25 protein-coding genes are annotated in these 26355 nt (G+C 46.6%); 10 read left to right on the forward strand and 15 right to left on the reverse strand.

Annotated elements, in window-relative coordinates:
* The first annotated feature begins 212 nt into the window (after positions 1-212).
* Positions 213-593: a cystatin domain-containing protein gene (locus VJL_RS22295; protein ID WP_009705158.1), complete on the forward strand. Its 381-nt coding sequence runs from the start codon at positions 213-215 to the stop codon at positions 591-593.
* Between the two features lie 90 nt (positions 594-683).
* On the opposite strand, the gene arsJ is transcribed toward VJL_RS22295, so the two are convergent.
* The 6 genes from arsJ to rhtB all read right to left on the reverse strand — a co-directional run bounded on the left by arsJ (position 684) and on the right by rhtB (position 5999).
* A complete protein-coding gene (gene arsJ, locus VJL_RS22300) occupies positions 684-1901 on the reverse strand; it encodes an organoarsenical effux MFS transporter ArsJ (protein WP_020197735.1) in 1218 nt (405 codons plus the stop codon).
* A 258-nt stretch (positions 1902-2159) separates the two neighbouring features.
* Positions 2160-2654 carry a cyclin-dependent kinase inhibitor 3 family protein gene (locus tag VJL_RS22305; protein WP_038881516.1) on the reverse strand — a complete coding sequence of 165 codons (495 nt, stop codon included), beginning with the start codon at positions 2652-2654 and terminating at the stop codon, positions 2160-2162.
* An 11-nt stretch (positions 2655-2665) separates the two neighbouring features.
* On the reverse strand, positions 2666-3667 hold the full coding sequence (locus tag VJL_RS22310) for an ArsJ-associated glyceraldehyde-3-phosphate dehydrogenase (protein ID WP_038881518.1): 1002 nt from the start codon (positions 3665-3667) through the stop codon (positions 2666-2668).
* A gap of 27 nt (positions 3668-3694) precedes the next feature.
* Positions 3695-4030: a metalloregulator ArsR/SmtB family transcription factor gene (locus VJL_RS22315; protein ID WP_038881521.1), complete on the reverse strand. Its 336-nt coding sequence runs from the start codon at positions 4028-4030 to the stop codon at positions 3695-3697.
* 102 nt (positions 4031-4132) lie between these two features.
* Positions 4133-5356, reverse strand: a complete 1224-nt coding sequence (locus tag VJL_RS22320; RefSeq protein ID WP_038872529.1) for an EAL and HDOD domain-containing protein — start codon at positions 5354-5356, stop codon at positions 4133-4135.
* Positions 5357-5384: 28 nt separating this feature from the next.
* The gene (gene rhtB, locus VJL_RS22325) at positions 5385-5999 is read right to left on the reverse strand and encodes a homoserine/homoserine lactone efflux protein (protein ID WP_038881523.1); all 615 of its coding nucleotides are present in this window, start codon (positions 5997-5999) and stop codon (positions 5385-5387) included.
* A gap of 65 nt (positions 6000-6064) precedes the next feature.
* Between rhtB and VJL_RS22330 the strand changes: the two genes are divergently transcribed.
* A complete protein-coding gene (locus tag VJL_RS22330) occupies positions 6065-7054 on the forward strand; it encodes an alpha/beta fold hydrolase (RefSeq protein WP_038881525.1) in 990 nt (329 codons plus the stop codon).
* A 159-nt stretch (positions 7055-7213) separates the two neighbouring features.
* The gene (locus VJL_RS22335) at positions 7214-8038 is read left to right on the forward strand and encodes a Cof-type HAD-IIB family hydrolase (protein WP_005438534.1); all 825 of its coding nucleotides are present in this window, start codon (positions 7214-7216) and stop codon (positions 8036-8038) included.
* Positions 8039-8107: 69 nt separating this feature from the next.
* Here the strand turns inward: VJL_RS22335 and VJL_RS22340 are convergent, their stop codons facing one another.
* On the reverse strand, positions 8108-8578 hold the full coding sequence (locus VJL_RS22340) for an EVE domain-containing protein (protein WP_038881527.1): 471 nt from the start codon (positions 8576-8578) through the stop codon (positions 8108-8110).
* Positions 8579-8619: 41 nt separating this feature from the next.
* On the opposite strand from VJL_RS22340, the gene VJL_RS22345 reads away from it, so the two are divergent.
* Both VJL_RS22345 and VJL_RS22350 read left to right on the forward strand, forming a co-directional pair.
* Positions 8620-10170, forward strand: coding sequence for a COG3650 family protein (locus tag VJL_RS22345; RefSeq protein WP_038881530.1), 1551 nt, complete (start codon positions 8620-8622; stop codon positions 10168-10170).
* Positions 10170-10766, forward strand: coding sequence for a tRNA-uridine aminocarboxypropyltransferase (locus VJL_RS22350; protein WP_038881532.1), 597 nt, complete (start codon positions 10170-10172; stop codon positions 10764-10766). Before VJL_RS22345 ends, VJL_RS22350 begins: the two co-directional genes overlap by 1 nt.
* Before the next feature lie 110 nt (positions 10767-10876).
* On the opposite strand, the gene VJL_RS22355 is transcribed toward VJL_RS22350, so the two are convergent.
* From VJL_RS22355 to lptM, 7 genes are all read right to left on the reverse strand, one after another.
* The gene (locus VJL_RS22355; protein WP_038881534.1) at positions 10877-13363 is read right to left on the reverse strand and encodes a bifunctional diguanylate cyclase/phosphodiesterase; all 2487 of its coding nucleotides are present in this window, start codon (positions 13361-13363) and stop codon (positions 10877-10879) included.
* 138 nt (positions 13364-13501) lie between these two features.
* Positions 13502-14218 carry a 5-amino-6-(5-phospho-D-ribitylamino)uracil phosphatase YigB gene (gene yigB, locus VJL_RS22360; protein WP_038881536.1) on the reverse strand — a complete coding sequence of 239 codons (717 nt, stop codon included), beginning with the start codon at positions 14216-14218 and terminating at the stop codon, positions 13502-13504.
* 12 nt (positions 14219-14230) lie between these two features.
* Positions 14231-15172, reverse strand: a complete 942-nt coding sequence (gene xerC / locus VJL_RS22365) for a tyrosine recombinase XerC (RefSeq protein ID WP_038881538.1) — start codon at positions 15170-15172, stop codon at positions 14231-14233.
* On the reverse strand, positions 15138-15869 hold the full coding sequence (locus tag VJL_RS22370) for a DUF484 family protein (RefSeq protein WP_038881540.1): 732 nt from the start codon (positions 15867-15869) through the stop codon (positions 15138-15140). The genes xerC and VJL_RS22370 overlap by 35 nt, the downstream gene beginning before the upstream one ends.
* Entirely contained in the window at positions 15863-16693 is an 831-nt protein-coding gene (gene dapF, locus VJL_RS22375; protein WP_038872510.1) for a diaminopimelate epimerase, read from the reverse strand. Before dapF ends, VJL_RS22370 begins: the two co-directional genes overlap by 7 nt.
* Positions 16694-16703: 10 nt before the next feature.
* Entirely contained in the window at positions 16704-17957 is a 1254-nt protein-coding gene (gene lysA, locus VJL_RS22380) for a diaminopimelate decarboxylase (RefSeq protein ID WP_038881541.1), read from the reverse strand.
* Positions 17958-18018: 61 nt separating this feature from the next.
* The gene (gene lptM / locus VJL_RS30560; protein ID WP_005533626.1) at positions 18019-18135 is read right to left on the reverse strand and encodes an LPS translocon maturation chaperone LptM; all 117 of its coding nucleotides are present in this window, start codon (positions 18133-18135) and stop codon (positions 18019-18021) included.
* A 74-nt stretch (positions 18136-18209) separates the two neighbouring features.
* On the opposite strand from lptM, the gene cyaY reads away from it, so the two are divergent.
* Positions 18210-18524 carry an iron donor protein CyaY gene (gene cyaY / locus VJL_RS22390; protein ID WP_038872506.1) on the forward strand — a complete coding sequence of 105 codons (315 nt, stop codon included), beginning with the start codon at positions 18210-18212 and terminating at the stop codon, positions 18522-18524.
* Positions 18525-18599: 75 nt separating this feature from the next.
* On the opposite strand, the gene VJL_RS22395 is transcribed toward cyaY, so the two are convergent.
* Positions 18600-21128 carry a class I adenylate cyclase gene (locus tag VJL_RS22395; RefSeq protein ID WP_038881543.1) on the reverse strand — a complete coding sequence of 843 codons (2529 nt, stop codon included), beginning with the start codon at positions 21126-21128 and terminating at the stop codon, positions 18600-18602.
* A gap of 347 nt (positions 21129-21475) precedes the next feature.
* Here VJL_RS22395 and hemC point away from each other — a divergent pair, with 347 nt between their 5' ends.
* From hemC to VJL_RS22415, 4 genes are read left to right on the forward strand one after another with little or no spacing between them, the layout of a single operon-like run.
* Positions 21476-22414 (forward strand): hydroxymethylbilane synthase, encoded by a 939-nt coding sequence (gene hemC, locus VJL_RS22400; protein WP_038881546.1) that lies wholly within the window; start codon positions 21476-21478, stop codon positions 22412-22414.
* A 2-nt stretch (positions 22415-22416) separates the two neighbouring features.
* Positions 22417-23145, forward strand: coding sequence for a uroporphyrinogen-III synthase (locus VJL_RS22405; protein WP_038881548.1), 729 nt, complete (start codon positions 22417-22419; stop codon positions 23143-23145).
* Between the two features lie 17 nt (positions 23146-23162).
* Positions 23163-24374, forward strand: coding sequence for a uroporphyrinogen-III C-methyltransferase (locus tag VJL_RS22410; RefSeq protein ID WP_038872495.1), 1212 nt, complete (start codon positions 23163-23165; stop codon positions 24372-24374).
* Positions 24374-25555 carry a heme biosynthesis protein HemY gene (locus tag VJL_RS22415; protein WP_038881550.1) on the forward strand — a complete coding sequence of 394 codons (1182 nt, stop codon included), beginning with the start codon at positions 24374-24376 and terminating at the stop codon, positions 25553-25555. Before VJL_RS22410 ends, VJL_RS22415 begins: the two co-directional genes overlap by 1 nt.
* The last annotated feature ends 800 nt before the right edge of the window (positions 25556-26355 follow it).

Raw genomic sequence — 26355 nt, forward strand, 5'->3', positions numbered from 1 at the left:
TTCTGTTAATCGTTCTGGGGAGAACTGCATCAACAGATTACACCGCAACTTCCTTTCTCTTCCATACACCAGAAATCAGCATAGCTCAAAATAGGTAGTCACAAATCTCATTGTACAAATGAGATCAGCAGCCCTAAGCTTTCTCGGATATGAAACAGATTTAACCGATTTATTCCATTAGGATGCTGAACAGATTATTAAGAGAGGTCTTTATGAAGAAAACATTATTAGCATCACTGGTTTGTGTAGTGGCTTTAGCTGGATGTAATCAAAAGGAAGAGACCGTGGCACCAACACAATCGCAATCGGAAGCGAACCCTATCTGCAGCGCTGAAAACCTTGCTGGCGGCTGGTCACAAGGTGAAGTAACACCTGAAGCTCAGCAAGCACTCGACTTTGTACTTGGTCAGATGAACACCGCAGCTAAGCTAAAAGAGATCTTAAGCGTACGAACTCAAGTGGTGAATGGTCTTAACTACGCCATTGAATTCGAAATGGACAATGGTGAAGTATGGAACACCATCGTTTACCGCTCACTGAAAGGTGATATGGAAATGACGCAACCTGCACAACAAGGTCGTCTTTGCCCATAAGCAAGACTTGCTGATTTGCGATACTGAATCGTAAAAACAAAAATGGCTCCCAAAGCGGAGCCATTTTTTATTTCTAAGTCGTAAGCCGATTTAAGCCGTAGCCACTTTGGCCTTTGGTAGCTTGATAGAAATTAGCGTTGTTAGTGCTAAGAAAGCAAATGACACCCACAGACATGCCGCTAGACCCGCTTCTTGGTAAATCCAACCAGACAGAACCGTACCGATCAAACGTCCCATCGCATTCGCCATATAGTAGAAGCCAACATCCAGTGATACTCCATCGCCTTTCGCATAACTAACAATCAGGTAAGAATGCAGAGATGAATTCACTGCGAACACAGCGCCGAAAATCATCAAGCCCACGACAATAACAAGCTCTGGCTGCCAGCCGATTTGCACGCCATAAGCAATCGCACCAGTGATGACGGCTAGAATACCTGCCCAAATTAATGCCGCGCTACCATCTGGCACTCGACCTTGCGCTTTGCCGGTAATACGAGGCGCAAAACCTTGAACGAATCCGTAAGCAATCACCCAAGCAGCAAGGAAGCCGCCTACCATCAGGTGATCCCAACCAAACACGCTGCCAAGGTAAATCGGAAGAGCAACAACAAACCACACATCACGAGCGCCAAATAGGAACATACGTGCAGCGGAAAGAATGTTCACCGATTCTGACTTAGAGAAAATTTGACGGAACTTAGGTTTGCTCTTCGCCTTACCCATATCCGCTTCTAGCCAGATCAAGCTGCATACAAACACAACAGCCAGCACACTTGCCATGATGACCATCGAAGTTTGGAAACCAAACGCCGACAGCAACAAACCACCAACAAAGAAACCCGCACCTTTCAGCGCATTCTTCGAGCCCGTTAAGATCGCAACCCACTTATAAAGTGCACCTTGCTGCTCGTCTGGCACCAAAGTTTTGATCGCGCTCTTGGCACTCATCTTATTTAAGTCTTTGGCAATACCTGAAATTGCCTGCGCCGCCATTACCCAAGGAATGGTCAACCAAGCATTGGGCACTGCCAACATCAGCAAGGCAAAAATCTGCATCCCTAAGCCGACGTTCATGGTTTTGTTCAAACCAAGTCGAGCACCTAGCCAGCCACCAACCAAGTTGGTCACTACGCCAAAAAATTCATAGAAAAGGAACAGCGAAGCAATGGCTAAGCTTGAGTAGCCTAAGTCATGGAAGTAAAGCACCACCAGCATACGGAGTGCACCATCCGTCACAGTGAAGTTCCAATAGTTGAACGTCACCAGCATATACTGACGGATACTTTTACTTAGTTTTGAAATCATAACGACCTCAGATGTACAGCGTTTAGAGCATTTAGATCATGATGTTCCAAATGCTCTATGACCTGAACACCAGCATTGAGCCATCTCAGTACTGGCGCTAAATTGTGAAACAAGAACTGATGAGGAGTTTAAATATTATTCATGAATAAACAATGAGTTAAACATAACATCAGTAAGCAAGAATCACATAAATTGGTAAGCCATTACGGCATAAAGAGAGCTTTTAGATCATGATGTTCCAAAAGCCCGATAAGCTGATCAAGCGTTTTGAGCCACACGCTCGATGTACTCAACTTGTACTGGCTTTGTGAAAGCACCAGGACGCAGCGCTTGCACTTCACGTACGATGTCTTCTAGCGCCCAATCTTTCTCTAGCAGTAGGTGCGCAGCGAACAAACCTGTGCGACCAGAGCCACCCATACAGTGCATTGCAACCTTGCCACCTTGAGCTAGAATCGCATGCAGTTCAGGACTCGCTTGTGACCATTTTGCCGCGAACTCTTCGCCCGGAGCACAGTCATCTTCAATCTCAATTTGGAACCATTTCATGCCCAGTTGTTGAGTCAATTCACCCAACGCAGACACGTCTTTTGCTGCTAGTTCAGCATTATCCAGAGCAGTAACAATCGCTTCTACGCCTTGCGCTTTTAGTTGCTCTAGCGAAGCTTGCAGTTCAACACCTTTAGTACCAGGACATGGAGTCAGTACCAAAGCGCCCGTTTCTAAATCTAATTGCCATGTAGGATGAGACATCTTAAAACTCCTTATGCCATACCAACGTTACGAACCAATTCTGCAGTACGCGTCGCGTAACCCATTTCGTTATCGTACCAAGCGTAAATCTTCACCATACGAGAACCCACAACCATGGTTGATTGCGCATCAACGATCGTTGAACGTTGGTCGCCTTTGTAATCGATAGAAACCAACGGACGCTCTTCAAAGCCAAGGATGCCTTTTAGCTCGCCTTCAGAAGCTTCTTTCAGTAGTGCATTAACCTCTTCTGCCGTGGTATCACGTTTCACATCAAAAATGATGTCAGTAAGTGAGGCGTTTGCTAGAGGAACACGAACCGCGTGACCGTTAATCTTGTCTTTCAACTCAGGGAAGATTTCAACAATCGCTTTTGCACTGCCCGTTGTGGTTGGGATCAGGCTCATGCCACATGCACGTGCACGACGTAGGTCTTTGTGCGGCGCATCCAGAATCGTTTGTGTGTTAGTTAAATCGTGAATCGTTGTGAATGACGATTGTTCAATGCCCAGTTTCTCGTGAATCACTTTCACTACTGGTGCAATACAGTTCGTTGTACAAGACGCTGCGGTTACGATGCGGTGCTGAGCAGGGTCGAAGATGTGGTCGTTCACACCCACTACGATGTTAGCTACGCCGTCTTCTTTTACTGGTGCGCTAACAACAACACGTTTTACGCCTTGTTCTAGGTATTTGTTTAGGAATGAGGTTTTGCGATGAACGCCCGTTGCTTCAATCACAACATCACATTGACCCCAGTTCACAGCATCGATATCACGCTCTTGTGAAGTCGTAATGCGCTTACCGTTGATCACCATGTCTGTGCCTTCAACTTGCACTGCATGGTTCCAACGACCTTGAACTGAATCGAACTCAAGTAAGTGGCCAAGAGTCGCAGCATCACCCGCTACATCGTTGATGTGTACGAACTCTAGCTCTGGCCAATTAAACGCTGCGCGTAATGCCAAACGACCAATTCGACCGAAACCGTTAATACCTACTTTAATCGTCATAATCTTCTACCTTTAAGCTTTCGCTGGTTAACAGCACGCTGCACGAGCTTTGTCTTGCAAACGTGAAATATCGTCTTGGTACTCTTGCTTTAAGCAGTTCGAGGCCACCAAGTCATCAATCAATTTTTGCATCCATCCCGGTAATTGATCTGACAGCTCGTAGTACACCCATTGCCCCTGGCGTTTATCAACTAAAATACCATTTAATCTTAGCTGAGCCAGATGGCGAGAAATCTTTGGTTGGCTTTCTTGCAGCGCATGGGCTAAATCACCAACACAGGTTTCCCCTTCACGAACCACCAGCATTAAGCAACGCACACGAGTCTCGTCGGAAAGAAGTTTGAAGAACTGATGTGGAAGCATAGCTACATACCTATATATGGATATGCGCATATATTTATTTAAAAATAGGATGCCGTCAAGCGATCGTGCTCGACTGTAATAAAAGTTTAATATTTGATCAGATTAGGCGCCAGAAAAGGTCTGACTCCAGCGCACGGCTTCGCCAAGTTCAGACTTCACATCATCGACAGAAAGCCCAAGCTGCTGAGAGAATTGCTCCACGCCCGCCCAGTCTGCACGCTCGTAGCACTCTTCAATTGCCAGTAACGCACCGTATTCACCTTGGCGATGCAACAAAGCTTGCTGCACGGAAGGACTTAACGGCAACTGCCCAACTAAAGATTCGACAGACAAATCGAGCATGGCATCGAGAATCGATAACAAGCCAACCATAAAACCCTGCTCGTTGAGATGCGAAAGAGGTCGATAACGCGACATGGCCTCGCAGAATTGTGCTCTTTGTAGAGACAAGTTATATAACTCGCGCGGTTTCGTGCTGGAGATATAAGACGCTACCACTAACGAGACAAACATTTTGAGTTTCTCTTGCCCCAAATAAATCAACGCTTGACGGAATGAAGTGATGGTCACTTCTAACGTGGTCGATTGCGTATTCACAAAACGCAGTAGCTTGTACGACAGCGTGACATCTTGGGTAATGATGTTTTCAATCCGGTCGAAGTCAGGATCGGGAACACACACTTCTCTAAATAACTTAAGCGCCAGAACTTGCTCGGGGCTCACGTATTTAGTCTGCATCACTTCTGGCTTACTGAAGAAGTAGCCTTGGAAGAATTTAAAGCCTGCCTCTTTGGTCGCTTCAAACTCAGCTTCGGTTTCTACTCGCTCAGCTAAGAAATGGTATTTGGTGCGCTTTTTAGTGTGCTTCTTAACTAAGTCGCATGCCTTTTTTAGCCCCATCGCCATGATATCGAGTTTCACGATATGGACATATGGTAAGAAACGACGCCATTCGTCAGTCAACGTGAAGTCATCAAGCGCAATCAAATAGCCTTCACGGTACAGTTCGCGAATGGCTTCAAGCAGCTCATCGGTTGGTTGGCAGGTTTCGAGTACCTCAACCACGATTTTGTTTTTCGGCAAGCTTCTTGGCAGCCGACGCAGCAAACTTTGGTGAGGAAAATTGATGAAGCATCGTGAAGATGCAATCAGAGGATTGGTTCCGACAGAGAGAAAGTTCTCTACTATCAATCGGTATGTCGCCCTGTTTGAATCGATGTGTGCAGGATAGGCATTACTTTCACCATCACGGAACAACAACTCATATCCCAGCGTCTGTCTTTTTCGATTAAAGATAGGCTGGCGGGCGACATACGCATTTTTCATTCGAAATTATTGTGCTTTTTATAACTTATTACTTAGCTGCCGCTAATAATGCACCACATACCATGAACATTGAACCGAATACTTTATTAATTTTGCCCATGATCTTATCTGAGCGAATAAAACGCCCCATTTGTGCGGCTAAACTGGTGTAACCCAGCATCACAAACGCATCAATGGTCACTGTGGTCACACCCAAAACCAACAGCTGAGTCAGTTGGTCTTTCGCTGGGTCAATAAATTGTGGAAACAGTGCCACCAAGAATACGATCGATTTCGGGTTAGTCAGGTTGATAAGAATGGCTTTGTACAACAGAGAGGTACCTGACATGGTTTGGTGACTTTCGGTCGCAACCAAGCCGGATGTATCACGCCACTTTTGAATGCCAAGCCACACAAGGTAAGCTGCACCAACCCATTTGATCACAGTAAATGCAGTTGCCGATTGCGCGACTAAAGCACCAATGCCAGCGCCAACCAAAGCAATATGAATTGCCAAACCAATCTGTAAACCAACGATAGCACCCAATGACTTACGCGTGCCGTAACTCAGACCATTACTGATTGAGTTGACGGTACCAGATCCCGGAGCCAGACTAAAAACAATTGCTGTTACCACATAGGCTAACCAAACATGGGTATCCATTGCATTTCCTCAATAATTCTTCGATGATACGTCGCGGTAACAACGTATCTTTAGGTAATCGACTAATGGCTATTAACCATTCACCTTTGACTTATACTCAAGAGACTTTATTTGAGCAAGCAATAGGTGGTCCAATCGCAGCACTTTGGCAAGAACGCCAAGAAGGCTTTGTAAAAGGGACAGAGAAAAAGAAAATCTACTGGTGCAAACTCACCAACCCTGAGCACACAAAAGCCGTGCTGATCGTTAACGGTCGCATTGAAGCTTCCTGGAAATACCAAGAACTGTTCTATGACCTATATCGACAAGGTTATGACGTGTATTCGTTTGACCATCGAGGACAAGGTTTATCAGATCGCCTAATTCCAGACTCAGACATGGGTCACGTCTATGACTTTAATGATTACATTGAAGATATGGAATTGGTGCTGCAGCAGCTTGATTTAAGCGGATACCAACAGCGTTTTATCATTGCCCACTCTATGGGCGGTGCGATCGCCACGCGCTATCTGCAAACGCATCCAGAACACAACTTTGATGGTTTGATTCTGAGTTCCCCAATGTTTGGTATCAACCTACCTTGGTATCTCAGCCCTATCGCGATTCCGGTCAGCCAAATCTTAGCGGCAGTTTCGACAAAGCCTAGCTATGCTCCGGGACATAAAGCGTATTACACAAAACCGTTTGAAGATAACCCCCTTAGCCAAAGCTACGATCGCTATCATTGGTTCCGTGGTTTATACAACGACAAGCCCGAACTGCAAGTCGGGGGGCCAAGCACACGTTGGGTATGGCAAGGGTTAATGGCTGCTAAGCAATGTATTTTGCTGACACGCCAAATTAAAGTTCCGGTTTTATTGGTTCAGTCAGGTAACGATCGCATCGTGAGTAACGCCGCGCAGCAACGCTTTATCGACAAACTAAGTAAGACCAACCCCAATGCCAGCCTAGTTTCGATTGCTGGTGCAGAGCACGAAATTTTGTTCGAAAAAGACCAGTATCGTAACCAAGCTCTGGACGCTGTCTTTTCCTTTATGCATGCTCAAAGCGCATAAAATGAATTAAAGAGGAAATACGAGGTCTGCGATTTACCCTCTTTTTCCTCCTTATTTTGGCGTAAACTTCATCATGTTCCCCGCACTCGGAGCAGTACGACCTAGTCAATCTACTGCGCTCCGTTGTTCTACTCTATCCGAACCGTTTACGAGGGCTTCATGAGCACATCGCTACCTTGCAAAGAGATCACTAAAATCGTTGCCTCAGATCTGGATGGCACTTTACTCGCACCAAACCACCAGCTAAGCGCTTACTCGAAAGAGACGCTCAAAGCGCTGCATGAACAAGGCTACACATTTGTCTTTGCAACTGGTCGCCACCACGTAGACGTCGCAAGCATTCGTCGCACGGTAGGTATTCCGGCTTATATGATCACTTCAAACGGCGCTCGTGTGCACGACCAGAATGATCAAGAGATGTACAGCCAGAACGTACCAGAAGATTTGGTGCAGCCGGTGATCGACACGATCAAAACGGATCCTGAAATACTTATCCACATGTACCAAAACGACGACTGGTTGCTGAACAAAGACGACGAACAACTGCGTGATTTCCACGAAGAGTTCACTTACAAGTTGTACGACCAAGACAATGCGCCAACTGACGGCATTGCAAAAGTGTTCTTCACCCACCCAGCGCAAGACCATGAACACCTTGTTACCTTCGAAACGAAGCTGCGTGAACAGTTTGGCGATCGACTAAACATCGCATTCTCAACACCTTGGTGTCTGGAAGTAATGAGTGCGGGTGTTTCTAAAGGTGACGCTCTAAAAGCAGTAGCAGAATCAATTGGTTTGACACTAGAAAACACCATTGCGTTTGGTGACGGCATGAACGACGTAGAAATGCTATCGATGGCGGGTAAAGGTTTGGTGATGGGCACCTCTCACGAGAAAGTGATGAAAGCACTACCAAACAATGAAGTGATCGGCAGCAACGCCGACGATGCGGTTGCACACTACCTGCAAGATCATCTGCTATAACCTGTATTGGCTACCAACAGCAGGTTATCGGCAAAATCACAGAGGGCTGCACTATGCAGCCCTTTTCTTTTATCGCTGACTCGGCAACTTCTCTTTACCGAGGATTGCTTGCCACTCTTCTTCGCTCACCGGCATGATCGATAAGCGATTGCCGCGTTTCACTAATGGCATGTTTTCTAGCTCTGGCATCGCCTTCATGACCGACAACGGAATCAAGCGTTCAGTCTTACGCACAAACTCAATATCCACCATTATCCAACGCGGATTTTCTGGGTCGGATTTCGGGTCGTAATAATCACTCTCTAGGTCAAACTGAAAATGATCGGGATACGCTTCACGAGTCACTTTGGCAATACCTGCCACTCCTACGTTCTTGCAAGAGGAATGGTAAATCAGCACCAAGTCACCCAATTTAACTTGGTCGCGCACCATATTACGCGCCTGATAATTACGAACTCCCTCCCAACATGAAACCTTTTGGGTTCGAAGCGTGTCAATAGAAAAGGTATCTGGTTCTGTTTTAAATAACCAATATGCCATAATGCCATCCGATGCAGATTGAGTAATGAGGAAGATATAACATGAAGGCTTTGAAAAACCCAGTGGCATTAGCCACACTGCTGGTCCTGCAAGCATGTAGCATACAACCACAGCAGTCCGATGCAGACACACCAACCACTCCGCCTGCGTCCTTAGATAAGCCAGAAACCATCTTACCTCAAACCTTTATGCTGCGTGGTGAAGTCGTGATTGGGCATGAAAGCCAGTACATCACACCTTGTGGCAGCGACAAACAATACTGGCTGCAACTGTCACCACAACAAATCCAACGTGCAGTGGCCATCACTAACGAACCTTATCAAACCATGTATGGTGAAGTGATTGGTCACCTCAATCCACCAGGCGTCGACGGTTTTTCTGCAGATTTCGATGCTAACTTTGTGGTTGAGCAGGTGAACTTCCTCACCACAGAAAATCCGCATCGCTGCAAACAGACCAGCAAACCTACTCGCGTATTTGGTAATGAACCGTCTTGGGCTGCCAGCTTTGAAGGCAACACACTCAAGTTCCAGAAAATGGGCAAGTCGACACAAACGCTAAAAATCGACAGCAGTAAATTACAACCTCGTCAGCGTACTTACCAACTGGATGACGGCGAACTGCGCATGACCGAGAACTTGTGTTCAGACACCATGAGCAACTCTCTCTACGGCTGGAAAGCGACACTAGCGCATGACGATAAAACCTACCAAGGCTGCGGTATGGCGGCCAACGTAGATTCAACACTCGAGTGGGTGAACACTTACGTAGCAACGTCAACCCAGTCGCAAGGGTTTGAAGTACAAATGACACTTAACAGCGACCACAGTGCGACAACCAAATACAGCTATTCAGACGGGCAACCCCCATTGATTGAACGCGGCTACTGGCAACAACTGAGCCCATCGCAAGTTCAAGTATTGATGACTCACCACCAGCAACAACGCTTAATGACCGAGCGCCTATTTACTCGCGAAGGCAACCAGCTGAAAGCAGTCAAAGAGAAAGTGGGCAATTTGGTTTATCCCATTGCCGATGGCGGTTTAGTGCTATATCCAGCAACAATGCGTCACTCAGGCACAGAACAACCAGCAGCCGAGCGCAACAACGATCCAATTGGTGCAGCTGATGTGCCATCCAGTGCCGAATTTAATTCAAAAGTGGATGCGGCGGTACGTAACTACTTTTTCATTAATCAAACCAACCCAAGCAATAACCAATACCGTTGGCTGACCTACGATCTGAATGGCGATGGTGATGAAGAATTACTGGTGCAACTTGATTGGTGTGGCTCTGGCGGTTGTACTCTACTCGTCTTCGAAAACTACGAGAAAGAGTGGCGCTTCAACAGCCGTATGACGCTAGTACAAAGCCCAATTATGCTTGGTCAACAAACCTCGCACGGCTGGCGTGACCTGATTTTCAATGTCAGCGGAGGCGGCGCAACGCCGGGGCAATACGTGATGCAATACACAGGCGTAAGCTACCCAATCAACCCAAGCTTGGCGCCAAAAGCGAGCAAAGAACAAGTCAGCGGAGTGCGTCTGTTCTCAGATGGCATCAGCCCTGTTCGTGATGGAGTGCGCTTGTAATGGCGCAGCCTTGTCCACATTGTGGCTTCCAGTTCAACTGCATCTGTTCACTGCTGCCTAAGTTAAGCAGTGAACACTCGCTGATGCTGTTAATGCACCCTAATGAACTGACGCGCGATACCAACACTGGCAAACTGCTCGCCCAGTGCCAACTGAATGTCACTCAAGTCGTTTGGGACCGAAAAACACCACCAGCGGAGTTATTAGAAACGCTAGCGAATCCAAGCCTACTGCCAGTACTGCTATTCCCAAGTGAAGAGAGCCTGACACTTGAACAAGTGCAGCAACAAACTAACGAGCAAAGCAGACGACCGCTGTACATCATTCTTGATGCGACTTGGCAAGAGGCGCGCAAGATGATCAATAAAAGCCGTTGGCTAGAGGGCGTCGCTATGATGGGCTTAGCCACTCAAGCAGATTCCCAATATCAACTGCGTCGCAACCAGCAAGAAGGTAATCTATGTACCTTTGAAGTGGCTGCCCAATTGCTCGGGCAACTCGGTGAAGAGCAAAATCAGAAACAGATGCTGAACTTCTTCGAGCAATACCTTCCTCGTTTCCAAGCCGAGAAAAGTGGTCACGAGTTCAAAGCCTAACATTCTTAAGAATCAAAAAAACGCAGCTCTAACGCTGCGTTTTTTATTGGATGCTGTTTCACGTGAAACAAAACTTTAGAGCTCTTAAGCTCAATTAGAGCAAAGCTACATTAAAACAAACGTGTCGGTTCACCCAAATAATAACCTTGCAGATAGTCCACCCCCATGTCCTGCGCAATGTCGCACACCTCTTTGTTGTGCACGAACTCAGCGACAGTCTTAGCGTTAAACACCTGACACAAACGCACCAACTGCGAGGCAATCTTGCGCTGCTTTTGGTCTTTGTCGATGTAGCGAATCAAACTGCCATCGAGCTTAATTACTTCTGGCTCTAATTTGAGGATCTCATCAATATTGGAATACCCCGAACCAAAGTCGTCAACAATGATGCGCGCGCCTAGGCTTCTAAAGTGGCTGCACACCTCAATCATTCGTCCATAATCTTTGATTTGCTCTGATTCCAACACTTCTAAACCAATCCGTCTTGGGTCGTTAAGTTGGGTAATAGCATGTTCAAGCAACATCAAGGTTTTATCGCTGAGTAGATCCTGAGGCGACAAGTTAATTGAGAAGTCACCATGCTGGTCTTGCATGTAGTTGAGCGTCGAGCGAATCATGTGACGGCTCAAACGCGTGTACAAATGCGTATCAGAAATGATGGGTAAGAAACGCCCCGGCGCAATGATGCTGCCATCCTCTTCCATAATGCGTACCAAACACTCTTGGCTCGCGGGACGATGGCTATAGGCATGCACAATTGGCTGACTGTAGGTGATGATGTTCTGCTTGAGGATGGCACGACTCACACAGCTCAGCCAACCCAACTGCTCTTTTCGCACATCTTCATTGATCTCAATATCTTTGGCGTTACAGATGTGAGTATTACTTCGCACCCCAGCTCTTCGCGCCTCGATGCCTTTTAGTAGTAGCTCATCTGGAGAGGCATTTGGAAAGTCACGGCGGCTAACTAAGCCACCACACAATGAGATCGAAAGGTAATCAATGTCCCGCAAGCCACTTGGCTCAAAATTGGTTTGCTCTACTGCGTCAGCAAAGCGAGTGAAGTGTTGCTTGATTGCTTCACTGCTGGTGTCAGCTTTAAATAAGAACGCCCACTCACCAACACCAATGCTATAAAGTTGCAGCGCAGCCGGTTTACCAAGGCGTTTACGTAGGCGATTGCTGAAGTGCATCGACAAGTCTTTCAACAGTTGGTCGCCAACGCGATAGCCGTACTTTTCGTTGATATGGCTAAAGTTAAGCAGTTTAAGTGTCAGTAAATGCTCATCGGTATCAATGCTGATCAAACGCTCTTGCAACGCAACGCGATTTTGTAATCCTGTACGACTATCTCGGCGGAAGCTCTGTTCTAGCTTTTTCGCTTGGCGGTCGAGTTGATAGCCCATGTGAGTATTCATGTTGTTTAGATCGCCAATCGCATTGCGAATCAGACTAAACAAGGGAGAGATAGAAGTGCTCACTTCTTGCTGTGGCATGTTAAGCGCGGTAACTTCATCCCCTTCTCGCATCGCCAAGTAAGTCAGGCTATGGTGCAGAATTTCTTGTTGGTGATTCTCGCCGTACAACTCGCCCATGCAGTAACTGCCCGACGTGTGGGAAATGTCCGTGAAGGCGCGGACTTCATCGCTGCTATCAATAAAATCAAGTCTCGATGCGCAGTTATAAATCATCACTGCTTCAGGCTGATGCATGGAAAGCTCCACTACCCCATGGCGAACTTGCTCAAGCGTTAACGAAGGATGGTTGTAACAAAACTGCACTTCATCACCTAAACACCAAGGGCGATCAAAGCTCATGCTGCCGTCGGGATGGATTTCCGTCACGGCACACACCTCTTTGCGCCCAATGGATTCTCGATAAAGTGGGAAATTCAGCAGTTGATTAAGCGTCAGGTCGTGCCCATCAGCAAGGTAATGTTTGTACACTTCCAGCGCTTTACGCTCGCCCAAGCGATACAAACGCGTCCCTTTGGCGTGAGTAACCTTATGCGGCATGCCGATTGGGTTCCACTCAGAATATGCACTCGTCCATGTTTTCAAGGTATCGCTGTGCAAGGCAACCGCGACAACCGCTTCGTCATAAACTTGGTCTTGATGCAGAACCCAACAGCCGTCATCGATGGTTTGAGCCAAGCCGCCAGAAACCTTCGGACCGTCGGCATCAAATACGCGATACACCGGATAATCACGGCGTTCGATTTGGACAGAAAAGCTAATAATGGCTTTGGAGTTATCTTGTAGCTGTAAAGCTTGCTTGAGATCGTAGCCATCGATATCTGGCGAGAAGGAATAATGCTGAACCGCAGACGTGAGCGTGGTTTGCTCAAACTCCATCACACACACTAAGCAGCCATGGTTAATGATTTCACCTTCCAAGATAACGTGACGAGTGCTGTGACCTATGATGTGCATGTTGGGTAATCTTTCGAGTATTGCCCGTGCGAGCGAGACGGCGGAGTCGCGTGATTGGGTGGATAAGAGCTGCACCAGATAACGTTTATCTGCACAACACTGAGAAGTGACTAAAAAGTCATTAAGCTGATCCACATTTTGAACCAGTTGAGAGAATGCTCGCATTTACCCTACCACTGCCGTCATCAAGCCACACCACATGAAAGTGGTTTTATTATTTTACTTTGATGAGAGTAATTTACGTGGCTTTAGGCGGCTTTTCTAGGGTCAGAATTAAGATTGAATGGATTAATGCGAAAGCGATTACAAAAGCGCGAGTAACGACTGCAAGTTATTGATTTCAATGTCAGGTAACGTTCGCGTTTTTGCCTGAGTAATGACATTTTTATTCATATCATTAAACCAGCATGCGGCAAAACCCGCGAGTTTCGCGCCTTGAACATCTGTTACTAAGTGGTCACCGACATGAAGAATATGTTCACTTGGCAAATCCAGAAACCGCTGTGTTTTACTGAACATATCCGGCGCCGGCTTCGCACGACCATCCGGCCCTGCTTTCAGTACTTGTTGGAAATAAGGCGTTAGACCAATTCGATCTAAATCCACATTGCCGTTGGTGATTGCTACCAGCGGGATTTCTTGCCCAAGTTCAGCAAGTACATCGAGGCTTTGCTGTGGTACTTCAAAACGGTTGCGCCAATCTAAAGCAACCTCTACTGCGGCTTGCGCTGCGGCATGGGACGCTTCGTTATCGTAACCCACTTGGGAGAAGGCTTGCTTGAGCTGCATTAAACGCCACAAAGTGACGTCACTCTTCAGCTCAGGTTGTAGCTGCACGACACGTTGCTTGAGTGCAAACCAATCGGCTTTATCCATATGAGCGACCGCCGGATGATAGTGTTGAAGCCAAGATAATAACTCACGCTCCATACGAACTATCACTGGGTAGTTGTCATAGAGAGTGTCATCAAGGTCAAACGTCATCGCCTTTACAGGCGCAATACGGCGGTAGAATTTCATGGGATTCCTTGATTAATCCGACTTGTCGTCGTTTCTCTTACGCGCTCTTGGATGCGCCTGATCATAAGCTTGCGCTAAATGTTGGAAATCCAAGTGGGTATAGATTTGGGTGGTGGAGATGTTTTCGTGCCCCAATAACTCTTGCACCGCACGTAAGTTATTGCTCGATTCCAACATGTGGGTCGCAAACGAGTGACGCAGCTTGTGCGGGCTGATGTGGCTCGCGACAGATTGCTTCTGCCCCCACTCCGCCATGCGCTTTTGCACGCTGCGATGTGAGATTCGCGTACCCAGCTTAGACACAAACAACGCTGGCTCACCCGGCGCAGCTAAATCACCACGCACACGCAACCACTTACCGACCCATTCTGTTGCCATACCAGAGAACGGGACTTTACGTTCTTTGTCGCCTTTACCAATCACACGCAACTCTCCACTGCGCAATTGAACATGACGAACATCAATGCTGACCAACTCGGCCAAACGCAGACCAGCGCCGTACATTAGCTCCATCATGGCGCGATCGCGCACCGCTAACGGATCGTCCTCGTTAACTTCAAGCAATTGGTTTACTTCATCTACATCGAGGTTCTTTGGTAGTGGACGTTTCTTACGTGGCGCCGAAACCCCTTTGGCTGGGTTCGCTGACATTTCTCCACGCAGGATCAGGAAATCGAAAAAGCTGCGTAGAGAAGATAAGCGCGTCGCTAAGCTGCTGGCTTTCATACCTTCACGCATGCCTTTACCTGCCAATTGACGCACCCAACCCGCATCGACTTGCGACCAATCTTTCAACCCCATCTCAGCCAAGTGGTGAGCCATGGTTTCCAATTGTTGTTTGTAGTTGCGTTGGGTGTGCAGGCTAAGCCCCTTTTCGCTTCGCAAGAATTCGTAGAAGCGTTCAAGAGGCTTTTGAAGACTATTTGGCAGAGGAGTGTTGGGAGTTGTCGTCATGGTGACTTTGCCATACCAATGTTTGAGCGAGATGTGCCACTACTAAGGATAGGTGACGCAAAAACAAGGTGTCCATATCTGGTTGGAAGTGACCGCCATCCTCGCTAGAAAATGCCAGTACGCCAAGCGTCTGCTTTTTCACGAGTGGCAACACCACATAGGAACCCATTTCTGGAACATCCATATTCCCAAACAACGCCTCGCGATCCACTTTACGTAAACGGCCTAAGTAAGCGTCTTTTCCGTTTAAGTGATTGGTAGCAAAACGTTGGTAGCTTTCCTTACTCAATTGAGTCGCAGCATCACACTGGCTCAATAGGCACACATACGCCTTCAAACCAAGATCTTTGGCTTTGAGTTCAATGGCGTTGATGACCTGCTTGAAGTCACCGCACTTGAGGATTTGCCCTTGCAAATCCATGAATTCGTAGAAGGTGCGATCGTTATTTGCCGCCAACGACATCAGTGTCGTGATCTCTTCTTCCAGTTCTTCAATACGCTGACGCTGACGGTTCATTTGAATATGAACCAAAGAAACTGTGCCCAAATCAACATGCGGCATCGATAAACGGTCGATCAGTTCAGGACGCTGAACAAAGAAATCTGGATGGTCTTTTAAGTACTGCGCAACGACTTCCGCCGTCAGAGCATCCGCTTCAACTTCTGAGACTTGACTCTCTTGCTCTTCAACTAGCACGACAATTGACCATCAAATACGTGCGTTGCAGGACCGGTCATAAATAATGGTTTGCCTGGGCCTTGCCAAGAGATGCGTAGGTCACCGCCCGGAAGGGAAACTTTCACGTTCTCGTCCAGAAGACCTTGCAAAATGCCAACCGCAACGGCACCACAAGCCCCGCTACCACAAGCTTGGGTTTCACCCGCACCACGTTCATACACACGCAAACGGATGTTGTTGCGATCCACTACCTGCATAAAGCCTGCATTCACACGCTCAGGGAAGCGTTCATGTGACTCAAGCAATGGACCAAGCGCTTCCACCTCAGCCGTATCAACATCATCAACCACCGTCACAACATGAGGATTACCCATGCTTACGGCACCGCAGAACAAGGTTTTTTCACCTGCTCGCATGATGTAGGTTTTCTCTTTTTGCTTCGCTTTGAAAGGGATCTTGCTTGGTTCAAATTCAGGCACGCCCATATTTACCGTTACATCACCATCGTCTTCAACATCAAGAATCATCTTACCTTTCTTGGTACTAACACTAATGCTGTATCGATTGGTCAGTCCTTTCAAACGCACAAAACGCGCAAAACAACGAGCGCCATTACCACACTGCTCAACTTCACTACCATCGGCATTAAAAATGCGGTAGTGGAAGTCGGTTTCTGGATCATACGGCGCTTCAACCACGAGCAGTTGGTCAAAGCCAACGCCCGTGTGACGATCCGCCAAACGACGGATCAAGTCTTGGGAGAAAAACACGTTTTGGGTAATGCAGTCGACGACCATAAAGTCGTTGCCCAAACCGTGCATTTTGGAAAAGTGGAAATGCATTTGTTGTGTGTTACTCCGGTAGAATCTGTTCCAGCTGCCACAAACTGGTCAGCTCCTCACGCTGGCGAACAAGATGGCTTTGGTTACCATCCACCATTACTTCCGCCGCTCGGGTACGCGTATTGTAGTTCGAAGACATCACAAAGCCATAGGCGCCTGCAGAGCGAACCGCGAGTAGATCACCTTCTTGCAGTACTAGCGCTCGATCTTTGCCCAAGAAATCGCCAGTTTCACAGATAGGCCCCACCAAATCGTAAGTTTGTGCTTCACCTGCTCGTGGTGAGACTGGCACGATATCTTGCCATGCTTGGTAAAGTGCTGGACGCATCAAGTCGTTCATTGCCGCATCAATAATGGCAAAGTTTTTATGCTCAGTGTGTTTTAGGAATTCCACGCGCGTTAACAAAATACCCGCATTCGCTGCAATCGCACGACCTGGTTCGAAGATCAGCTCTAGCTCTTGGTGGTTCTCTAATCGGCTTAGCAACGCTTTCGCGTAATCCGAAGGCTGTGGTGGCAATTCATCACGATATACCACGCCTAGACCACCACCAACGTCCAGATGACGGATGTTGATGCCTTGTGCTTTCAGATCATCAATCAACGCTAATAAACGATCTGTTGCATCAATGAAAGGTTCAATCTCAGTCAGCTGAGAACCAATGTGGCAGTCGATACCTTGCACATTGAGATTTGGTAAGCTCTGAGCAAATTTATATACTGCCGGAGCACGGTCAAAAGCGATGCCAAACTTGTTGTCACGCAGACCAGTCGAAATATAAGGGTGCGTTTTTGCATCTACGTCAGGGTTAATTCGTAGAGAAATCGGTGCAACCACACCTAGCTCGCCCGCGACTTTATTCAAGCGCTCTAGCTCAGGTTCTGATTCCACGTTGAAGCATTTAATACCCAACTCCAGTGCGCGTTTCATTTCTGCCGGCGTTTTACCAACGCCTGAGAACACAACCTTCTTCGCATCACCGCCAGCCGCGATAACACGCTCAAGCTCACCACCCGATACAATATCAAAGCCTGAGCCTAAACGAGCCAGTGCATTCAATACGCCAAGGTTGGAGTTTGCTTTTACTGCATAACAAACAAGATGAGGATGCTGACCCACAGCGCTATCAAACGCATTCCAGTGACGCTCTAGCGTTGCACGTGAGTAAACATAAAGAGGAGTGCCATGCTGCTCGGCAAGATCGTGGAGTGAGACGTCTTCGGCCCAAAGCTGGCCATCATCCTGATAGTTGAAGTAATCCAAAATTCGCTTCCCTTAATTAATTCGACTGCTAAACCCTGTTTTCACCCTAAGGTGTGGCTGATTATTGTGACTGCTCGTTTTGTTGAGCGTCATCTGGGATGTAAAGTGAGCCTGATTGGCCGCAACCGGCCAGTGTCGCTGCAACCATCACAAACAACACAGTAAGTAATTTTTTCATTTTGCATATCGTGATTATTAAACCAATGCCCCCTATAATCGCACCACACTCAGGAAAAGCAATAGGATAGACGGATGAACGATACTGAATTTCATCAACTGGTGGATGCACAGATGCAAATCATCGAAGAATCCATCGATGAATCAGGCGCAGACATTGATTACGAAGTCACTGGCAACGTAATGACATTAGAATTTGAAGACCGCAGCCAAATCATCATTAACCGCCAAGAGCCAATGCATGAGATTTGGTTAGCGTCGAAATCTGGTGGCTTCCATTTCAAGCTACTCGAGAACAAATGGACTTGCTCAAAAACAGGCATGGAACTGTTTGAAATGGTGAAAGAAGAGTGTGAAAAGCACGCTGGCGAAACCATTGATTGGCCATAAGCAAAATGAGTATTTGTGACGACCAGTCACCTAAACGAAAAAAGAGCACCGAGGTGCTCTTTTTTATTATTCGTTTTACGCATTTACCGCTTTAGTTGGACGAGTTGGCGTACAGCCATCATTACGGTAAGGGATAATGTAGGTATTCCCTTCTTCCGGATGAATGATTTGGTAGTACTGCGGCAAATTAAAGTTAATGAACTTTGACGATACACGACTGTCATCTTTCACCGAGGTGTAGAAGCTGTTCACTGACGCAATCATTTCATCTTTCGAACCACTGAATTGGTGGTAAACCTCAACTTGGTTTGACTCATCTAATACGTAGATGTTGAAACCATCGTCAGTGTCTTCAAAGAAGAACTGCACTAAACCTTCACTCGCAAAGCCATCTACGACTTCTGGTAGCTGGTACTCTTGCTCACGATCCAGCATCAACAGCGGCGAACCTTTCAGCTTGTTGGTTGAAATGCTGCGGTAGAAATCAACTGAGTTCTCGAGCTTCTGAACCGATACGCCACGACGCTCAAAGAACAAACCATAAGTTTGGTTGGCAAGACGTATGGCTTTAAAGCGACGGCGTTTCTCTTGCTCAACAGGCTTCAAACGTAAGTCGATACACTCAGCTAACAGTTGGTAAACCATATTACGCATCACGCCACGCATGTTCTTCGCGTAACAGAATACATCCACCGATTCTGGCGGAATCGCGTCTTGGTGCATTTTGCCAAGAATGGTCTTCAATGCATCCAACATCGCGGTTTCACCTTTGAAGTGCAGTGTACGCACTTCGTGCCATGAGTTGCGATAAACTAAATCAACACTGCCGACCAAATTAATTTGCTCAGGACCAAAGCTGAAGATATCAGTGTTCTTCACATCCACTTTGAGTGAGCGACCAGACAGCTCTGCCGTTGGGTCATTTTCAAAGTTGATGAACATCGCCATCTGACTAATTTCACACGGACTACCCAACGCTTGCATGGTTGGGCGACGCTTGCGTAACGAGAAGGTGTTACGTAGGTCACTCACCATTTGGTAGAACTTATCGATGTCTAACTGCGCCTCACGCACCACCGCGTGCAAACGCGTTGACTCGGTAATCAAACCGTTGAAGAACGCCCAAGAAACCAACTTACTCAAATACTCATGGTGCTCAAGGCAAGGCTGACCAAGAATACGGTGTGCAATCAAAGGCTGCTTGTATAAGTACCAACCTGACTTGTTCACTCCACCTTCTTTTACTTCGATGAAACTCAAGTCTGGCTCATGAAGATCTGGAGAGATCTGCGGGTTAAGTAAGGTAACTTTGCCCGGCAGGACTTCAAATGCCGCGTACAGCTTACGCGCAAGAATGCTGATATCTTGCGGGCTGATCGCAGAGGTAATATCGTTTCGACGCGCAAACTGAATCAAGTTACGGTAGCTTTGCATCAAAGCATCCAGTAGCGAATGGTGCACTACTTTCACTTGTTCAACTTTCCAGTTACGGCGATCATCGAGCTCTGCCAGTACCGATTCATCCCAATGCCATTTCGCAATCATGTCGCTTAAGGCTTCACGGCGCCACGCTACAGAACCTACATCAGGTTCACGAGACAGCTTTTCATGGGTTTTAAGGTAGAAACAGCGGCGAACTAAATCCAAACGTGTGTCGTCTTGGATTCGCTCTAGGTAACGCGTTACTTTCTCTAGCATCAAGTAATATGCATCCATGCCGTACAAGTCAGGCTCATGGGCAAAGAAGCGACGTTTAGTGTCGATGCTAAGAAGCTGTGTGTGCGGGTATTCCCACGAGTAAGCTTCAAGCAAGATCGCTTTCAACACGGATTTGTAAGGAGAATCGATACTCTTATACAGCTGCCACAAGTTCGAGCCAAAGTACTCTTCAGCAGGAATGCGGTTAAGCTGACCAAAGTTGATCCACTCATCACAATTGATATAGCCATCTTTACAAAGCTGTGCAACGTACTCGTCGTAACACTCTTCCATTTCTGGAGGCACGATTTGCCACAACAAACGCTGTCCAGCCAGACGTACTGCAGAACGGTAGAATTCATCCAGCAATAATAAATGCTGAGAAGAACCACAGTTATCGCCAGTCATCTCTTCAGAATGGTTGCTACGAAAACGCTCTTCATCCATTAAGAAGAAGTTCGCTTCCACACCTTGGCTTTGAGCCCAGTCGGTGATCAGCAAGCATTTATTGGTCAGCAGCTCGCGTTGGTCGTTATCCATCTCCGGTGAGATACACACCCAAATATCCAAATCACTTGAAGTACTTTGACCAATAGAAGAGGTACTGCCCATAGTGTACAAACCTAAGATCGCAGGTAGCTCTGCTGTCTTAAGCGCTTGCCCAATCGTCAGTTGAGTATCATCAAGGAATCGTTGTTGGAGTTCGTTCAGCTCTAGACCAAACACACCATAAGGTACGTCAGCATCGTAGTAGCCAGGAATAACAGGATGGTTGTAGTTCAACAAGGCAGGAATCAAGTGGAAGACTTGCTGGCTTTGCGAATCCATAAGCGCCAGCGCACGGTCGATCCGTTGCTGGTTCAGGTTATCTAGTCGCTGAATAAGTTTTTGGGTGTAAGCCTGCAAGGGAAGTTCCTTGGTTGAACAATCACGAAAATCTGCTGATGTTTTAAACCAAAAAGGTCTAAAAACGTGATCAATTTAACACTTTCATCAGAGTTGGTAAAGATTTCCACCCGCAAATAGTTGCGGTTTCAAAACCCCACACTAGTCGCAAAATTGATAGCGCAGTAGTGTCGCTCGTATTCGCCTCTAACTAATAATAGTCCTTAGTCTAAATGAGAATCCAGTCACACTATTTCCATAATGCAATGTAATTCCATTCATGACACCAAGAGAAGCCTAACTAACATTAAGATTTTCACGCGTTGAGTGTTACGATTAAGCAAAACTTAAACAGCATTGAGAAGACCATGACACAATCCACGCCAATTCGCATTGCAACTCGAAAAAGCCCTCTTGCTCTATGGCAAGCACACTTTGTAAAAGACGCACTTCAAGCCGCTCATCCATGTCTTGAGGTAGAACTCGTCACTATGGTGACCAAAGGCGACATCATTTTGGATACGCCGCTAGCAAAAGTTGGTGGTAAAGGCTTGTTCGTTAAAGAGTTAGAAGTGGCGATGCTTGAAGGTCGTGCGGACCTTGCGGTGCACTCAATGAAAGATGTACCAGTAGACTTCCCTGAAGGTCTTGGTTTGGTGACGATTTGTGAACGTGAAGACCCACGTGATGCATTCGTTTCTAACACTTACAATAACATTGATGAACTGCCACAAGGCGCAGTTGTAGGTACTTGTAGCCTGCGTCGTCAGTGTCAGCTAAAAGAATACCGCCCAGACCTAGTTATCAAAGAATTACGTGGCAACGTAGGCACTCGCCTAGGTAAGCTAGATGCAGGGGAATACGACGCCATCATTCTTGCCGCAGCAGGTCTGAAGCGCCTTGAGCTAGAAGAGCGCATTCGTAGCTTTATCGAGCCAGAGCAATCGCTGCCGGCGGTAGGCCAAGGTGCTGTAGGTATTGAGTGTCGTGTGGATGACGAACGTCTACTTAAACTACTTGAGCCACTAAACCACCAAGATACGGCAGATCGCGTACGTTGTGAGCGTGCGATGAACCTGACCCTTGAAGGCGGTTGTCAGGTGCCAATCGGCAGTTACTCACTGCTTGACGGTGACAACATTTGGCTACGCGCACTGGTTGGCGAGCCTGATGGTAGCTTAATTGTACGTGGTGAAATTCGTGGTCACCGCAACGATGCCGAAGCACTAGGCGTTCAATTGGCTAACGAGCTACTTGAAGGCGGTGCACGCGACATACTAACCAAGCTGTACGCAGACCACGAATAATCATGGCAGTGTTGGTCACTCGGCCGGGAGAGCAAGGCATCGCGCTTTGCTCTCTGCTCGAAAGGCACGGCATTACTGCAATCCATCATCCATTGATCGACATCGTTGCCGATCTCAGCGATACGCACCTCTCCAAATACATCGAAAATGCGCAAATTATTATTGCAGTCAGCCAACATGCGGTGCGATGCGCAGAGAAAATCTTAGAGAACAACGCTAAATCATGGCCCAAGCAGGCTATATACCTTGCCGTTGGTCAAAAAACAGCACACTATTTGAGCAAATGCACTCAACAGAAAGTACACTATCCACAAGTCAGTGATAGTGAGCACTTGTTGCAGCTTCCCGAACTAAACAATGTAGAAAAACAAATAGTTCTAATCCTTCGTGGCAACGGAGGAAGGGAACTGATTAAAGATGCATTGGTGAGACGCGGAGCAAAAGTTAACTATAGTGAGACTTATAAGAGAGAATTAATCCCATTCGATCCAGTAAGCTGTGTCTCATTATGGAAAACCCAACAAATCGACCAGATAATCGTCACCAGTGGTGAACAACTGGATTATTTGTGCAACCAATTGACGTCAGAACAATTGGTTTGGCTTAATCAACAAGAGTTGTATATCCCCAGTCAGCGCATCGCTGACATCGCAATTCAAAGGGGCTTCTCTCAGGTCAGATGTACAGGAAGTGCATCCAACCAAGAATTACTGGCTGCTCTCCAGCCCTAGCTACACAGGATATAGGCATGACAAGTAAAAATAACGACCAAAAAAATAACGATAAAAACCTTTCCGAACAAACTGCATCGGCACCGCTAGCTGAAAAAGACACACCGCAACAAGAATCTGAGCCTAAAAAGGTAGACTCAAAGCCTGCTGAACCAACCAAACCAGCAGAACCAAACAAAGTTGAATTTGAAGAGAAGCAAGGCAAACGCGGCGTGAAGCTGGGTACTGTGGCTATCGTCTTATCACTTATTTTTGGTGGTGGTTTGACATACAAAATGCTCGAACAGCAATCAGAATACCAAACTCAGATCGCTCAGCTTCAGAGCCAACTAGAGCAGGCTCAATCAGCAATGAAACAAGAGCTAAACCAAGTAAAAGAAGAAACTATTGAAAAAGCGACGACAGCAACGCACAAAGCTGAAGTGGTTCTTGGTCAGCAACGAAAAAGTATTGAAAGCCTACAATTGGCAGTGGCCGACGTGAAAGGCCGTCGCCCAAACGATTGGCTGTTAGCAGAAGCCGACTATCTAGTAAAACTGGCTGGTCGTAAGCTGTTTTTAGAGCATGATGTAGAAAGTGCTACTCAATTGATGGAAAGCGCAGACCAGCGTATCGCAGCGCTAAACGATCCCAGCCTTGTAGGTTTGCGTAAAGCAATGGCAAACGACATCACTAAACTACGTGTTGTGCCACTAGTTGACCGTGATGGCCTAGTATTGCGTTTAACGGCACTACAACAGCAAGTAGACAAACTGCCTCTCGCAAATGCATTACTACCTGAAGCTGCAGCGGTTGAGAAGCAACAAGTATCAGAAGATATTGCAAACTGGCAAGATAACCTGATGACCTCACTAAAAGACTTCTCAGAGAACTTCATTACCTTCCGTACACGTGATGGCAATGTGATTCCGTTGCTCTCACCACAACAACACTTCTACTTGAAAGAGAACATCAAAGCCAAGATCGAAACAGCGATTAAATCGGTTTACCAAGAACAAGGGGAAATATACACCACCTCTTTGGAAACCGCGGACAAATGGGCAATGGCATTCTTCAACCAAGATGATAATTCAGTTAAAGAGTTCAACAAATCATTGAGCCAGTTGAGTAAACAAGACATCGAAGTTGAATACCCAGCGAAACTAGAAAGTCAAAACCAGCTATCAGATGTCATTCGCGAGCGCTTACGTCGTGAAGTAACCACAATGACAGGTACGGAGGATAAGTAATGGTTCGTCTTATTTTCCTATTTGTTGTTCTTGGTGCCGGTCTATTCGTTGGCACTCAATTCTCAGGCCAACAAGGCTATGTCCTGATCTCAATTGCCAATAAAACCATTGAGATGAGTGTCACTACCCTAGTGATTTTTGTGATTGCCGCACTGGCTGCATTGTTCCTATTGGAATATGTCGTCAAGAAACTGGTTTACGCAAGCTCAAGCACTTGGAACTACTTTAGCGTCCGTAAAATGCGTCGTTCTCGTCGTTACACCAACGAGGGCATCATCAAGCTACTTGAAGGGGACTGGAAAGGTGCCGAGAAGAAAGTGACACGCTGGGCAAACCATCACGACATGCCGTTGCTTTGCTACCTAGTAGCGTCAGAAGCTGCGCAGGGTCAAGGTGACAAAACAAAGCGTGACCAGTACCTAGAGCTAGCAAGCCAACAAGAGAATGCGCACTTAGCAGTAGAGTTGACTCGCGCGAAACAGTTCATTCGTGATAACGAGTTCGAGTCTGCATTCGATACGTTACAAGCACTAAAAGGCCAGTACGCGAATAACTCGATTGTTCTTAACCTGCAAAAGACTACTTACATGCAGCTTAAGCTATGGCAACCACTGATCGATCTAATGCCTCAACTAAGTAAAGCCAAACTGATCACAGAAGAAGAGCAAGCAGGGCTAATTCAGAAAGCTCAATGTGGTTTGCTACACGAAGTGGCTCAGCAACAAGGTAGCGAAGGTCTTATCTCACACTGGAACAGTCTGCCACGTAAGGTAAAACAAGACGCTCACCTGATCGGTTGTTTTGCTCACGAGCTCATCTCACGCAAAGCAGATGCCGAAGCCTTCACTGTGATCAAAGAAGCACTGAAGAAGAGCCCAACACCTGAACTATACCAATTACTGCCAGAGCTAAACCTACCAGATAGCCACCCAGTGATTGTTTTCCTTGAAGGTGTCTTGAAACGTGAACCAGAAAATGCAGCAGCACAAAGTGCATTGGCACACTTCTTCTTCCGCCAAGAGAAATGGCAAGAAGCACAAGAACATTTCGAAGTTGCGCTAAAGCTTCGCTCAGACGTTTCTGACTATGCTTACCTAGCAGACACACTAGAGAAGCAAAACCTAACTAAAGCGGCTCACGAAGTCTCTCGTAAAGCTCTAACGCTAGTTCAAAACAACTAAGCGGCTCAGAAAGTAGAAAGCCGACAGTTTACTGTCGGCTTTTTTATTACCTGCAATTTATCAAAACCCTTCATAGTTTCAACGTGAACGTTCCTCTACCACCTAAAAGCAACGAGACTCCATCACCGATGGCTTTTGTCACTCATACCCACGAGACTTCCTTATCTCATTGATAACCAAGTGAAGCTACTTCAATCATTTTCTGCAAAGCAGATTTGTTGAACCTCAATATCTAGGAAGACAGTTCGACACTCGCAGAACATAACTATATTGGGTAGATATAGAGAATATACGAGTACATGAGCTATCTGACGTTATGTACTCAGCTCGATGGAGGAAAGCTCCATACAACGCTTAAATAACGTTTATTGTAAAAGCTAAAGCAAATAGTCATATTAATCAGCAGTAAGTCAGAGACCGTTTAAAAGCGCTGACTCACATTGAAGACAGTAGCGAATAGAAACGCACTTCTGTTAACAAAAGCCCTGTATCAATAGGGGTACGACAAGCAGGCTTAACAAACTTCTATAGATATTCAGAGAGTGGTTAGATGTTCTAGAAAGGTTTATTCGGAATTGAATAATAAAAGAGTAATTAACTGTTATCGTTGTTATCGGTGCTAATGTTTGGCTAAGAGGTTAATTCAAATACTTTAAGTTATTTCCAAGCATCAGAAATGAAAAAAGCCTCGCTATTTCTAGCGAGGCTTTTCAATAGTGGCGGAGAGATAGGGATTTGAACCCTAGGTACGCTATTAACGTACGCCGGTTTTCAAGACCGGTGCTTTCAACCACTCAGCC

Origin of the sequence: Vibrio jasicida CAIM 1864 = LMG 25398, assembly GCF_000400365.1 — a bacterium.
GTDB lineage: Bacteria > Pseudomonadota > Gammaproteobacteria > Enterobacterales > Vibrionaceae > Vibrio > Vibrio jasicida.

Coding starts and splice junctions, on each gene's coding strand:
- VJL_RS22310 (WP_038881518.1), bottom strand. CDS start 3,667: ATGACGATTAAAGTAGGTATTAACGGTTTCGGTCGAATTGGTCGTTTG.
- VJL_RS22295 (WP_009705158.1), top strand. CDS start 213: ATGAAGAAAACATTATTAGCATCACTGGTTTGTGTAGTGGCTTTAGCT.
- VJL_RS22405 (WP_038881548.1), top strand. CDS start 22,417: ATGGCAGTGTTGGTCACTCGGCCGGGAGAGCAAGGCATCGCGCTTTGC.
- VJL_RS22415 (WP_038881550.1), top strand. CDS start 24,374: ATGGTTCGTCTTATTTTCCTATTTGTTGTTCTTGGTGCCGGTCTATTC.
- VJL_RS22305 (WP_038881516.1), bottom strand. CDS start 2,654: ATGTCTCATCCTACATGGCAATTAGATTTAGAAACGGGCGCTTTGGTA.
- yigB (WP_038881536.1), bottom strand. CDS start 14,218: ATGAAATTCTACCGCCGTATTGCGCCTGTAAAGGCGATGACGTTTGAC.
- VJL_RS22335 (WP_005438534.1), top strand. CDS start 7,214: ATGAGCACATCGCTACCTTGCAAAGAGATCACTAAAATCGTTGCCTCA.
- hemC (WP_038881546.1), top strand. CDS start 21,476: ATGACACAATCCACGCCAATTCGCATTGCAACTCGAAAAAGCCCTCTT.
- VJL_RS22320 (WP_038872529.1), bottom strand. CDS start 5,356: ATGAAAAATGCGTATGTCGCCCGCCAGCCTATCTTTAATCGAAAAAGA.
- lptM (WP_005533626.1), bottom strand. CDS start 18,135: ATGAAAAAATTACTTACTGTGTTGTTTGTGATGGTTGCAGCGACACTG.
- rhtB (WP_038881523.1), bottom strand. CDS start 5,999: ATGGATACCCATGTTTGGTTAGCCTATGTGGTAACAGCAATTGTTTTT.
- VJL_RS22410 (WP_038872495.1), top strand. CDS start 23,163: ATGACAAGTAAAAATAACGACCAAAAAAATAACGATAAAAACCTTTCC.
- xerC (WP_038881538.1), bottom strand. CDS start 15,172: ATGACGACAACTCCCAACACTCCTCTGCCAAATAGTCTTCAAAAGCCT.
- dapF (WP_038872510.1), bottom strand. CDS start 16,693: ATGCATTTCCACTTTTCCAAAATGCACGGTTTGGGCAACGACTTTATG.
- VJL_RS22350 (WP_038881532.1), top strand. CDS start 10,170: ATGGCGCAGCCTTGTCCACATTGTGGCTTCCAGTTCAACTGCATCTGT.
- VJL_RS22345 (WP_038881530.1), top strand. CDS start 8,620: ATGAAGGCTTTGAAAAACCCAGTGGCATTAGCCACACTGCTGGTCCTG.
- VJL_RS22340 (WP_038881527.1), bottom strand. CDS start 8,578: ATGGCATATTGGTTATTTAAAACAGAACCAGATACCTTTTCTATTGAC.
- VJL_RS22330 (WP_038881525.1), top strand. CDS start 6,065: ATGGCTATTAACCATTCACCTTTGACTTATACTCAAGAGACTTTATTT.
- VJL_RS22355 (WP_038881534.1), bottom strand. CDS start 13,363: ATGCGAGCATTCTCTCAACTGGTTCAAAATGTGGATCAGCTTAATGAC.
- arsJ (WP_020197735.1), bottom strand. CDS start 1,901: ATGATTTCAAAACTAAGTAAAAGTATCCGTCAGTATATGCTGGTGACG.
- cyaY (WP_038872506.1), top strand. CDS start 18,210: ATGAACGATACTGAATTTCATCAACTGGTGGATGCACAGATGCAAATC.
- VJL_RS22315 (WP_038881521.1), bottom strand. CDS start 4,030: ATGCTTCCACATCAGTTCTTCAAACTTCTTTCCGACGAGACTCGTGTG.